The sequence below is a fragment of the Microbispora sitophila genome (assembly GCF_014892245.1).
Taxonomy (GTDB): domain Bacteria; phylum Actinomycetota; class Actinomycetes; order Streptosporangiales; family Streptosporangiaceae; genus Microbispora; species Microbispora siamensis.
Genome location: NZ_JADBGC010000010.1, coordinates 153,401 through 165,844, shown reverse-complemented (window position 1 = coordinate 165,844; position 12,444 = coordinate 153,401). Strand labels below are relative to the sequence as shown.

Sequence of the window (12,444 nt, the reverse complement as noted above, 5' to 3'; positions counted from 1 at the left end):
TACCTGGAAGAATTGGCGAGACCGCTAGGGTGAATACTTCAATGCGGTTAACCGGATCGAGAGCAAGAGGAAACCGCGCCAGCCGGAGGGATCGGCGCGAGCGGAGGCGTGATGGCTCGCAGGTCAGACGTCCAGCAGGATCCTCGGATCGCTGGCGACCCTGACCCGTACCCACTGGAAGGCTTCGAGGCGGCGAGTGCCGCGCACGGCACGGCCCCCCGCCGCAGAGGCTGGAGTGGCGGTGGAGGCCGCTGGCTCGTCTGGACCGGCCGGGTCATCCTCTGGGCACTGATCGTCGTCGTCGTGGTCAACGGCGTCCGCGCTCCGTTCGAGCGGCTGACGCAGGACGACCCGGCCGGTGTGACCCCCACCGGCACGGCCACGTCCGGCTTCCCGGTGACGGAGGCCGCGGCCTTCGCCAACCAGTTCGCGGCGGTCTACCTCAACTACGACGCGGCCAACCCCCAGCAGCGCGCGGAACGGCTGAAGTCGTTCCTGCCGGAAGGCGCCGACGAGCAGTTCGGCTGGAACGGCTACGGACGCATGTCGGCGGGAGCCTTCCAGTTCGCCGGGATCGACGTGGTCGACGACCACAACGCCCGGGTGACCGTGACGTACCAGTCGGGGGGCAGCCGGGGTCTGCTGTCCGTGCCCGTCTACTACGACAACAGCAGGTTCGTGGTCTCGGCCCAGCCGGCTCTGCTGCCCGCGCCGGGGCCGGCGGGCCTGCCGCAGCTTCCGGACCCCGACCGCGACTCCGCCACCGAGGCCGAACTGCGTCCCCAGCTCGAAGGCTTCTTCAAGGCGTACGCCGCGGGCAACCAGGTCGACCTCCAGCGGTACGTCGCGAGCGGGGTGACCGTCAACGGGTTCAACGGCGAGTTCACCCTCGCCGAGTTGAAGGACGTGGTGGTCCCGCCGGGCGGCGCCGACAGCAGGAAGGTCACGGCGGTGGTCGTGTGGGCGGTGGCGTCCGGACAGTCGGCGGCGGTGGCGAGCCCGTCGCAGGATCCGGCGGCGCAGCCGGCCGGTCTCGAGCAGGCCTATCAGTTGACGATCGAAAAGCAGGGCGGCAAGTGGTTCGTCAGGGACATCCAGGGTGCGAACCGGTCCGTGGGGTAGCGCATGCCCAGCAAAGACATCGCTGATCCATACCCCCGGGAGGGCGAGAGTTGATACTGAAGACCATCGCGGACCACGTCCTTGATCTGGCAGCGCCGTCACCGGCGCCGACGACGGGCATCAACACCGAAGGTCTCGCCGACTTCCTCCGGAAGTTCTTCGCTCCGCTCTTCCTCGCGGTCGTCTCCGTCGTGGCGATTTTCTTTCTCTTCACCCGCGAGATCACCAGGTTCGTCCAGTTCATCATCCTGGCGATCGCGATCGGCGTGATCTTCTACGTTCCCAACATCATCGAGGTGACGGCGAAGGCGATCGCGGGCGCGCTTGGCATCAAGTGATCGGGCGGAGAGGAGGTTCGGGGTGGATCTGCCCACATATACCAATATCTGGCGTATTGAGAAGCGGCTGTACAAGCTGTACGACCTACGGCTGCCGATGCCGCTTCCGGTCGTCTGGATCGGTGTGTTCGTGGGTGTCTCCGTGCCGTGGTGGGTCTTCCTCTACCTGATCGGACTGCCGTTCGCGGCCCCCTGGCACGTCATCTACCTCGTTCCTCCAGGTGTGCTCACCTGGCTCTCCACCCGTCCCGTCATCGAGAGCAAGCGCCTCACCGAGCTGCTCCAGTCGCAGCTCCGCTACATGAGCGAGCCCCGCACCTGGTGCCGCATGGCCCCGTTCGACGAGCCGGACGAGGTCGCCTTCACGGCGCGTGTCTGGCGGACCACGCCGCCCGCCGCGGCGGCGCACGCCAAGGCGGCCCGCAAGGCGCGCCGCGCGGTCTCGGTCAAGGTGCCCGTCCCGAAGGTCCCCAGGACCGGCGCACGGGCGGGCTCGGGCGCCGCCGGGCGAGTCGGCGCGCACCAGGTGGACCCCTCGCGTGTCGTACGCCCGGCCGTGGCCGCCGCGGCGGCCGCCGCCGCACCGGTCACCGACACACCTCCCGTGACCCTCTCCCGCAGCGGTGCCGCCACCCGGGCCGGCGCCACCGGTGAGCGCGTCTTCTACCTCGCGGAGCCGTCCGCACCGTCCACGCCGCCCGCACCGCCCGCGCTCCCCGCGGAGCCGCAGACCGGCCACGTCACCGGCCCGGATCGCGAACGCGAGCCGCATGAGGGACACGGCGAGGAACGTGACCTCCACCAGAGTCACGACAGCCACGAGAGTCACGAGAGTCACCAGAGCGATGAGGGGCATGAGCAGGGCTCTGGCCGGCAGGCGCCCCCTGCCGCTCCCGCCGACGCCGCGGAGGCGCCGGCCGTCCCGCCCATCGGCACCGAGACGCTGCGCCGCCTGCGCAGGCTCGCCGCCTCGGCCGAACCCCGTGCTGTACGGCCGTCCGGTGTGGCCTCCCTCATCGAGCCGGCGACGGAAGAGCCCGCGCACGAGGAGCACGTTCACGACGAGCGTGCTCGCGACGAGCGTGCACAAGACGCCGAGGCCGGTGGGGAGGGTGCCGACGACCTGAGCGTCCCTGACCCGGTCCCTCCCGCCGATGCCGCAGCGACGCCGCGGGGGCCCGAGGCCGCGCGCCGGGAAACGACGGCGCAGCGGGACGACGAGGCGCTCGAGCAGCATCGCAAGGGCCGTCCGCCGCGGCTTGTGCGCCCCCGCGTGCCGGGCGGCGCATCGGGCGAGGTGCCCGCGCCCACGGGGGACGCGGAGCCGGACGAGGGCGTGGCGGCCGGGCGGGCCGCGATGGAGGAGGTGGCGTCCGCAGCGGCACCTCCGGCAGCGGCCCCTTCCGCGGAGGCCCCAGAGGCCGCCGAGGCCGCAGAGGCCGCCGAGGCCGCAGAGGCCGCCGAGGCCGCAGAGGCCGCCGAGACCAGGGAGACCAGGGAAGCCGCGGAGGTCACGCAGGAGGACACAGCCACCTGGATCAGGCCGCCCCACGCGCCGGGGTCCAGGCCGTACGAGAGCGCCACCGGCAAGGGGGACGTGCCGCCGCCTCCGGCGGGTCCGGCGGCAGTGTCGATCCGGGCCGTGCCCGCGGGGCCCCGAGCGGTCGGCCCGGCAGGTCCCGCCCGGCCGTCGCTGCCCACCCCGGGGACGGCCACCCCCGGCAGGCCGGCGCACGAGGAGCCGCCGCGGCTGCGCCGCGTCGAGGCCGTCGTCGGGCGTGACACCTCGGGCGGCTGGCGGCGGCTGGCGCAGGTCGTCGTGGGCGGCAGCCGTACGGACGGCATGGAGGTCGACGAGGCCCGCACCCGCATCCCGCTCAGCACGAGCAGGCGGATCATGGTGCTCGGCTGCACGGGCGGCGCCGGGCAGACGACCACGGCGTTAATGCTGGGCCACACACTGGCCCGTTATCGAGACGACCGCGTGCTCGCGCTCGACGCGAACACCGGAGAGGACACGCTCACGACGAGGATCGCCGCCGAGTCCCCCGAGACGCTGAGCTCGCTCATCGAGGGCTCGGAAGAGGTGACCGGCTACCTCGGCATGCGGGCGTACACGACGCGCTGCGAATCGGGACTGGAGGTCGTCGGGGCGGACACCGACGACCGGGTGACGCAGCGCCTGGCGGAACGCGCGTTCCTGGCCGACTGGCGCAGGACGCTCGCCGCGCTCGACCGGCACTACCGGCTTACCGTGATCGACCCCGCGGCCGCGCTGGCGGCCCGGCTCCTGCCGTACGCCGACCAGCTCGTGCTGGTCGCCCCCGCGAGCGAGGACGCCTCCGAGGCGGTGGCGATGACCTACGAGTGGCTCGACGGGCACGGCTGCTCCGACCTGCGGCGTCGCGCCGTGATGGTGATCAACGGCGTGAGCCGCCGCAGCCTCCCCGACGTGGAGCAGGCCGAGGCGGTGGCCAGCGGCCGCTGCCGGGCGATCGTCCGGGTGCCCTGGGAGGACGAGCTGGCACCCGGGCGGCCGGGACCGGTCGACGTCAATCACCTCCGGATGGGCGGCCGCAGGGCGTACGTTGCGCTTGCGGGTGTGATCGTGAGCGGCCTGGCGGCTGTCCAGGCGAAGCAGGAGGTGGCCAGATGAGGGGCGAGCGAGGAAGCTGGTGAGAGGTCGATGAGCAGGGCGCGCAGTCGCCTCGCGGTGCGTTACTTCGACGATCGCGTTCTCCTCACCGACTCGGCGGCCTGGGCCTACTTCCGGCTGCCGACGGTGAGCTACGAGTTCCTCACCCCCGAGGAGCGCGAGGCGCTGGCCACCAACATCACGATCGCGCTGGCCGCGATCAGGATGCCCGACGCCGAGGTGCACCTGCGGATCGCGCACCGGGCCTACCCGGCGGCGGATTGGGCGATGGCGCTCAACTCGACCTCGGACGAGGGCCCGGGCTGGCGGGAGTACCTGGAGGAGATGTACCGCCACGTCTGGGCCAAGGACTTCTGGAGCAAGGAGGTCTACCTCGGCGTACGGCTCGGGCCGCGTGGCGCGCAGCTCGGCACCGGCGTGCTGGCCCAGCTCTTCGGCTTCTACCAGCGCAGCGAGAAGGCGCTCGGCATCGAGGACGACCACGTGCCGGACAAGGAGATCGCCCGGTGGACCGAGGCCGCCGAGCGGCTCGGCCGGGCCCTGGCGTCCAGCGCGCTGTACGCCCGCCACGCCACCTCCACGGAGATCGCCTGGCTGTTCCAGCACGCGGCGGCGGGCGGCCTCGGCGAGCCGCTGGCCTCGGCCACGCCGCGCCGCAGGTGGGGCAAGGGCGAGATCGAGGCGCTGGTCGAGGGGCAGATCCACAACGGCAGGTCGCTGCTGCGGATCGTGCAGCCGGCCGGAGACTCCTACACCGCGCACCTGTCGTTCGCCCGGTTCCCCGACCTCATGCCGTTCCCGGACGGCGAGCCGTGGCTGCACTTCGCCGACCAGTTGCCGTTCCCGGTGGAGGTCTCCAGCCGGATGCGGCTGATCCCCCCGGTCAGGGCGAGCAAGGACGTGGCGCGCAAGCTGGCCCACGCCCGCGACATGGACAGCCACATCCGCGAGGCGGGCGCCGAGGCGCCGCTCGCGCTGGCCGAGCAGATCGACGCCGCCCGCATGCTGGAGCACGGCATCACCAAGGAGCGTCTGCCGTTCGTGTACGGCTGGCACCGGCTGAGCGTCAGCGCGCCGACCGAGGAGATGTGCATCCAGCGGGTCGAGGCGGTCGTGGAGCACTACCGCGACATCGGCATCGACGTCGTCAACTCCACCGGCGACCAGTTCTCGCTGTTCTGCGAGGCCTTGCCGGGGGAGCGGCTGCGGGTCAACGCGTACGCCCAGCGGCAGCCGCTGCGCACGATCGCGGGCGGAATGGCCACCGCGACCGTCGAACTCGGCGACCGGGTGGACGAGTCGAACGCCGGCTGGATCGGGCCGTACGTCGGGGAGACCCTGGGACGGGCGCGCAGCATCGTGCACTTCGACCCGCTCGTCGCGGCGGCGCGCAACCGCCCGACGGCCATCGCGATCACCGGTGAGCCGGGCGGCGGCAAGACGACGCTCGCGCTGCTGCTGATCTACCAGATGGCGCTACGCGGCGTCACGATCGCGGTCATCGACCCCAAGGGCGACGCCGAGTCGCTCGTACGGCTCCTGCGCAACCGGGGCCGCAAGGCGCGGGTCATCCCGCTGGGGTCGGCCGCGCCGGGGCTGCTCGACCCGTTCTCGTTCGGCGACGACATCGCGACGAAGAAGACGATGGCGACCGAGACCCTGCGGCTGCTGCTGCCGAGGATGTCGGAGGAGCGCGAGTCCGCCATGATCCAGGCGGTCGCCGCGATCTCCAACGAGCCCGACCCCTCACTGGGCAAGGTGGTGGACCACCTGGAGCAGTCCACCGACCCGGCGTCCAAGAACCTCGGCGCCGTGCTGCGGTCGATGTCGGAGATGCACCTGGCCCGGCTGTGCTTCGACGCCTCGGGCGGCGAGCAGATCGACACCGAGGGCTGGACGACCGTGTTCACGCTCGGCGGCCTCACGCTGCCCGACGTGATGACGGTCAGGGACGACTACTCCTACGAGCAGCGGCTGTCGGTCGCGTTGCTCTACCTCGTGTCGCAGTTCGCGCGCCGCCTGATGAACGGGCTCGACCGGCGCACACCGAAGGCGATCTTCCTCGACGAGGCGTGGGCGATCACGTCCACCCCCGAGGGCGCCAAGCTCGTGCCGGAGGTCTCCCGGATGGGCCGCTCACGCAACACGGCGCTCGTCCTGGTCTCGCAGAACGCCGGTGACCTGCTCAACGAGCAGGTGACCAACTGTCTGTCGTCGGTCTTCGCGTTCCGTTCGACGGAACGCGTGGAGGTCGAGCACGTGATGGAGCTCCTCGGCGTGGACCCGTCGGAGGAGCACAAGGCGGTGCTGCGTTCCCTGGGCAACGGGGAGTGCGTCTTCCGGGATCTGGACGGCCGGGCCGGCCGTATCGGGGTGGACCTTATCTCGGAGGAACTGCTGCGCTGGCTTGACACCAATCCGACACACGACAAACCCAACGAGAACGTGCATGATCTTCTTGACGGGGGCTCCGGTCGGTCGGGGGTCGCGCAGGAGGTGCGATCGTGAGCGTGCGCAGGAACGGTCCGAAGGGTCGCACCAGGGAGGGTGCCAGACGCGGCAGGAGGATTCGCCGGGGCCTGGCGCTGCTGTTCGTCGCGTTCGCGGCGTTCGTGACGCTGCCGCTGGTCTTCCCGACCGGTACGGCGAGCGCGGTGGGCCCCTGTGACCTGTCGCCCAACCTCGCCCCCGAGATCGTGGGCGGCGGCGTCGACGGGCTGGTCCAGCCGCCGTCGACCGAAGAGGCGACGGCCGGCGCCGGCCAGAACACCACTCAGGCGCCGAAGGAGCCGGCGACCAACTACGAGCGGTACGGCATGGCCGGCCAGTTCTGGCACACCTACGACCTCGGGTGCTCCGACGTCACGGCCGTGCTCGGCAACGCGTGGGCCAACACGGTGTTCTCGTGGGCCAAGGCCGTCGACCGGCTGACGATCAGCACCTACCAGGCGGCGGCCACCGAGGGCCCGCTGCAGCCCATCAAGGACGTCGCCGACGAGGTCGTCACCAACCTCGCCAACGCGATGTACTGGCCCTACCTGCGGCCGATCGTCATCCTCGGCGCGATCTGGCTGGCGTGGTACGGCCTGATCCGCAAGCGCGCGACGACGACCACCGAGGGCGTCATCTGGATGGTCCTCGCGGTCACGGTCGCCATCTGGTTCTTCAGCCGCCCGGGTGACTTCACCAGCCTCGGCAAGACCGTGACCGACAAGACCGGCGAGATCGTGAACTCGGCGTTCTCCGGGCTGCCGGGGGCGGGCGGGGCGTCCTGCCTGCCGATGGAGGAGACCGCGCCGGGCGAGGTGCCGAGCGCGCCCACGGCGGGCGGTTACGGCCGCCAGGGCACGCCCGGCGTGGCGCAGAACGCCGACGCGCTGTGGTCGGTCCTGGTCTGCAAGCCGTGGCTGATGGGCGAGTTCGGCACGGCCGACCCCAACGCCGGCCTCGTGAAGGGCCTGGGCACGAAGACCCTGAACCTCCAGGCGATCGACGCCAAGGAACAGGCGGCCGGTCAGGTCCCGAGCACCGACGAGCACCAGAAGCGGTTCGAGGAGGAGATCGCCAAGCCGATGCAGAGCACCCCGGCGTACTTCCTGTTCCAGGGCAAGGACTGGACCAGCCGCCTGGGCATCGCCATCGGCGCGTTCATCGCGGCGATGGTCGCCGGTCTGCTCATCTTCCTCGTCGCGGTGTCGCTGCTCGTCCTGAAGGTCGGCTTCCTGCTGCTGCTGATGCTCGGGCCGATCTTCCTGCTGATCGGCGTGCATCCGGGCTCCGGCCGCATCATCGCCATGCGCTGGGTGGAGATGCTGGTCGGCACCCTGCTGCGCCAGGCCGTGCTCGCCCTGGTGCTCGGCATCCTCGTGTACGGCTACGCGCTGATCATCTCGACCAACCTGCCCTGGGGCATGCAGATCCTGTTCATGGCGCTGCTGACGATCGCGGTCTTCTTCTACAGGCGGCCGTTCCAGCACTTGTTCGCCTCGATGGACGGGCACACGCTCACCACCCGGATGCTCGGCGAGGCCGCCACCGCGCCGACCCTCTCGCGGGCGGCCAACGCGCTGCCGCCGGTCGCGGCGGCCCGGGCGGCCCGGTGGGGCCTGCGCAAGGCCGAGCCGGTCATCGGCGCGGCCGCCATGGCGACCGGCGCGGGCACGGCGGCGGCCGCCGCGGCGGGGGTGGCGCAGGGCCGCGTGCGCGGCGAGGAGGGCGTGGGCAACGTGCCCGCCCAGGCCGGAGCGCGTGCGGGGGCGCAACCCGCGCCGCTCGACGCCGACGCGCAGGGGGCCGGTCGCCGCAAGGCCGGGGTCACCGCCTCACGTCCGGGAACGGCGCCACCGCTCAACCTCTCGGGAGTGCGGCCCGCCGGGCCCGTACGGGCGTCCAAGCCGTCCGGTCCGGGCTTGTCCGCCGCCGCCCAGGCCGCGTCCGCCGCGGCGTCGTCCGGCGGAAGCCCGGCGGCCCCGCCGCAGCGGGTCACCGGCGCCTCCGCCGTGCCCGCGCCGTCCGCCGCACAGCCCACACCGTCCCGCGGCCGTCCGAGCGGCGGATCGAGCGGTGGTTCCAGCGGGGGATCCGGTGGCGGCTGGTTCGGCGGCAGGTCCGGTGGTGGCTGGGCCTCCCGGCCGTCGTCCACGCGGCCGTCCGGCGGAAGCTCGGGCGGGTTCTTCGGCGGTTCGCGCGGCTCGTCGAGCGGGTCGGGCGGCTCGGGCGGCTCGGGTGGCCTGTTCGGCGGCTCCTCCGGCAGGTCCTCGAACAGGTCGTCCGGTGGTTCGTCCGGAGGCTTGTTCGGCGGATCGTCCCGGCGGGGCGACGGCGGCCGTTCCCGGCCCGCCCCACCGCGTGACTCCGGTTCGTCCGGCGGCTCGTCGTCCAGCCGTTCCCGTTCGGCCGAGCCGCCCCCGCTCTGGCTGCCGAGCAGGGGAGAGGGCACGCGCCGTGACAGCGACGCGCCGACCCCGTTCTGGGCCAAGCCCGCCGACCGCGACTCCGGCGACTGATGAGAAGCCGGAACAGTGATCGGGGGAAGGGCCTCGCCTTCGCGGCGGCCGTCGTGGTGCTCGCCGCCGTCGGCGTCTACCTCACGATGAGCCCGGGTTCCTCCTCCGGGGGCGACGAGCAGACGAGGGAGCAGTCCGTCGTGGCCACCCCGCGGGCGACGGCCGCGGTCCGGGAGCCCAGCCCGGTGGCCACGACTCCCGGCGCCTTCGACGTGTACGCGTACCTGCCGCTGTCGAGGGAGGAGATCGGCGCGGCGGCCGACCTGGCACGCCGCTTCACCGAGGCGTACGGCACCTTCTCTCCGGGCGAGGAGCCGGCGGCGCGGGCCGACCGGCTGAAGCGGTTCGCGACCGACGAGTTCGCCGGCCAGCTCACCAGGACCGTCACCGACCCCGCGGTGGTGGAGCAGAACGAGGCCGACCAGGTGACCTCCAAGGGGTCGGCGAAGGTGACGACGATCCGCGACATGACGGCCGACCAGGTGGTGTTCGTCGTCGGCTCGGTCCGTCACGTGACGGACAAGAACGGCCAGAAGGACGTGCCCGAGCAGTTCGCCGTGACCGTGATCAAGGCGGGGACCGACTGGCGGGTGTACGACCTGCAACTGGCCGACGCCGGTCAGGACGGGGACAGCTCGCCGTGACCGCTCCGCCGCGCATGACTTCGTCCGGCGCCTCGACGCGCGTCGTACGCGGGCTCGCGTCGGCGGGGCGGGACTGGCGGGTGATCGCCGTGGCCCTCGTTCTGATCGTCCCGGCCACGCTGTTCGGTTCGATCATCCTGATGACCCCCAGCCCGTCGATCCTCTTCGGCGGCGGCGCGGCCGAGAACTGCGCCGAGGCGGCGACGGGGGAGTCCGCCGCCGGCGCCGCCGACGTGTCGCAGACGGCCCAGGGCGACATCCCGGGCGACTACCTGGAGCTCTACAAGAAGTTCGGCAAGCAGATCGGCGTGCAGTGGAATGTCCTGGCCGCCATCGGCAAGCGGGAGACGAACCACGGCCGCTCGACGCTGCCGGGGGTGCGCAGCGGCACGAACTACGCGGGGGCCGCAGGGCCGATGCAGTTCCTCATCAGCACCTGGGGCGGCCAGGCCAAGATGAAGATCGAGCCGGGCATCAACGGCTACGCCTCCGACGGCGACGGGGACGGCTACGGCGACGTCTACAACCCGGCGGACGCCATCCTCGGCGCGGCCAAGATGCTCAAGCGCAATGGCGCCCCCGACGACCTCAGAAGGGCGATCTTCGTCTACAACCGGGCGACCTGGTACGTCGACCAGGTGCTGGAGATCGCCAAGCGCTACGCGGCGACCGGGGACATCGTCCTGCCGCCCGAGGCCGACCCGGCCTGCGACTCCGGCTACGTCGACAGCGCCCCCGACGACGTCGTACGTAAGATCCTCGAGTACGCTCTGGCGCAGCGGGGCAAGCCGTACCGGTGGGGCGGCACAGGCCCGGACGCCTTCGACTGCTCGGGGATCATCTACATGGCCTACCGCAACGCGGGTCTGACCATTCCCCGCACGACCTTCGGCCAGTGGCCCTTCGGTGCGAAGATCGAGGAAGGCAAGGAGCAGCCCGGTGACCTCGTCTTCTTCAACGCCGGGCCCGGCACATCGAAGGACAGTCCGGGGCATGTCGGGATGATCGTGTCGCCCGGCAAGATGATCGAGGCGCGGTGCACCCTGTGCGGGCCCATCAAGGTCACGACCTACCGCGACCGGCCGAACATCGTGGGCTTCACGCGCCCGCTGGAGAACGAGACCGTCATCGAGCAACTGAAGCGGGCGCAGACGTGACGGACACTCAGCTCGTCGTGGGGGCCGCGATCGTCGAGGGCGGTCGCCTCCTGGCCGCCCAGCGGTCCGGACCCCCGGCGCTGCGCGGCGGCTGGGAGTTCCCCGGCGGGAAGGTCGACCCGGGGGAGGACGAGCGCGCGGCGCTGGTGCGCGAGTGCGCCGAGGAACTCGGCGTCCGGGTCGTCCTCGGACACCGCGTCGGCGGGGACTGGCCGCTCCCCAACGGCTACCTGATGCGCGTGTGGCTCGCCACCGTCGTCGCGGGCGTGCCCCGCCCGCTGGAGCACCTCGCGTTGCGCTGGCTGGAGCCGCACGAGTTGTACGACGTGCCCTGGCTTCCGGCGGATCTGCCGGTCGTCGCCGCGATCGAGAAGCTGCTGCCCGGCTCCTCCGGCACATAATTCGGGCGGATAGTCGCCGAATCGTTCGCAAGATCGGGCTTTGCTCCTGCTTTTACCAAACTACAATCGGTTCTGACCTTAAAGCCGGGCCGACGGGAGGCGAGCGGTGATCGGACGCGCGTACATGAGAGCCGCGTCCTCGGCTGTCGCGTCGGTGGCCATCGCCACGCTGGCGATCCTGGCCGTGGGCCCGGTGATCGGCGCCAGCGCCGACCCGGTGGAGCCGTGCGACCCCGTTACGGACCCCCAGTGCGCGGTCGTCACGGTCACCGTCACGCAGACGCCGCCGGCCTCCTCCACGGGGGACGCGAGCCCCAGCGCCGAGCCCGTGGTGACCAAGACCGTCACCATCACGCCGACGCCGAAGCAGACCAAGACCAAGGCGCCCAAGCCGGCCACGACGACGACCGCTCCGCCCGCGTCCACGACGGAGCAGAACCCGCCGCCGCAGACGATCCCGACGCTGACCGACACCCCTGTCACGAGTCCCAGCCCGAGTCCGGAGGACAACGGGCAGGTGCAACTGCCCACCGCGTCGGCCGAGTCGTCGCCGGACGTGGCGCAGCAGACTCCCAGCGCAGGAGTGTCGTTCGAGCAGCCCGATCCCCAGACGGTGCCGATCGAGATCCGCAACGCGTCCCCCGAGTACGACAAGCCGACGCTGGCCCACCGGCTCGCGATCCCCGCGGCGGTGCTCGTGGGCATCGCGCTGATCGCCTGGCTGGTCTTCGAGGGGCGGCTGCGGAGGATGGCGCACGCCGCCGCCATACGGCGGGGCGGCCCGGCCGCGGCGCGGACGCAGGCTCCCGAGGCGGCGGCATACCCTGCGGCCACCCCCGGCTACGCCCCGATGGTCGGCTTCGTGCCCGTGCAGCCTTACACCATGGGCTATCCGCAGCAGTCCTACGGCTATCCGGTGCCGTACGGCTACGCCCAGCCCCAGCCGTACGGATACCCGGTGGCCGACCCCGCCCAGATGCAGGCACCACAGGTACCGCAGGCACCGCAGCAGGGCGTGGCCGACCCCTGGAGCCAGGCGGGCGGCGAGGACCAGCGCTGAAACAGAGAGGCGCCGCCCGGGAAGCCCGGGCGGCGCCGCCAGGGTGGGCAGCGGGGCGCG

Annotated in this window: 9 protein-coding genes; all 9 read left to right on the top strand. The window is 72.0% G+C overall.

The genetic code is table 11. The annotated features are described in order from the left end of the window. The first annotated feature begins 111 nt into the window (after window positions 1-111). Window positions 112-1,122, top strand: a complete 1,011-nt coding sequence (locus IL992_RS20045; protein ID WP_193204885.1) for a conjugal transfer protein — start codon at window positions 112-114, stop codon at window positions 1,120-1,122. A gap of 50 nt (window positions 1,123-1,172) precedes the next feature. Then, window positions 1,173-1,460, top strand: coding sequence for a hypothetical protein (locus IL992_RS20040; protein WP_139577384.1), 288 nt, complete (start codon window positions 1,173-1,175; stop codon window positions 1,458-1,460). A 22-nt stretch (window positions 1,461-1,482) separates the two neighbouring features. Then, window positions 1,483-4,116: a TcpE family conjugal transfer membrane protein gene (locus IL992_RS20035; protein ID WP_193204884.1), complete on the top strand. Its 2,634-nt coding sequence runs from the start codon at window positions 1,483-1,485 to the stop codon at window positions 4,114-4,116. Between the two features lie 30 nt (window positions 4,117-4,146). Then, window positions 4,147-6,624, top strand: coding sequence for an ATP-binding protein (locus tag IL992_RS20030; RefSeq protein WP_193204883.1), 2,478 nt, complete (start codon window positions 4,147-4,149; stop codon window positions 6,622-6,624). After that, complete coding sequence (locus tag IL992_RS48420) at window positions 6,621-9,122, top strand: type IV secretion system protein (protein ID WP_319018683.1); 2,502 nt, start codon at window positions 6,621-6,623, stop codon at window positions 9,120-9,122. The genes IL992_RS20030 and IL992_RS48420 overlap by 4 nt, the downstream gene beginning before the upstream one ends. Beyond that, window positions 9,122-9,766, top strand: a complete 645-nt coding sequence (locus tag IL992_RS20020; RefSeq protein ID WP_193204882.1) for a hypothetical protein — start codon at window positions 9,122-9,124, stop codon at window positions 9,764-9,766. The genes IL992_RS48420 and IL992_RS20020 overlap by 1 nt, the downstream gene beginning before the upstream one ends. Beyond that, entirely contained in the window at window positions 9,763-10,923 is a 1,161-nt protein-coding gene (locus IL992_RS20015) for a C40 family peptidase (protein WP_319018682.1), read from the top strand. Before IL992_RS20020 ends, IL992_RS20015 begins: the two co-directional genes overlap by 4 nt. Beyond that, the gene (locus IL992_RS20010; RefSeq protein WP_319018681.1) at window positions 10,920-11,324 is read left to right on the top strand and encodes a (deoxy)nucleoside triphosphate pyrophosphohydrolase; all 405 of its coding nucleotides are present in this window, start codon (window positions 10,920-10,922) and stop codon (window positions 11,322-11,324) included. Before IL992_RS20015 ends, IL992_RS20010 begins: the two co-directional genes overlap by 4 nt. A gap of 106 nt (window positions 11,325-11,430) precedes the next feature. Then, window positions 11,431-12,384: a hypothetical protein gene (locus IL992_RS20005; protein ID WP_193204881.1), complete on the top strand. Its 954-nt coding sequence runs from the start codon at window positions 11,431-11,433 to the stop codon at window positions 12,382-12,384. Window positions 12,385-12,444 lie beyond the last annotated feature (60 nt).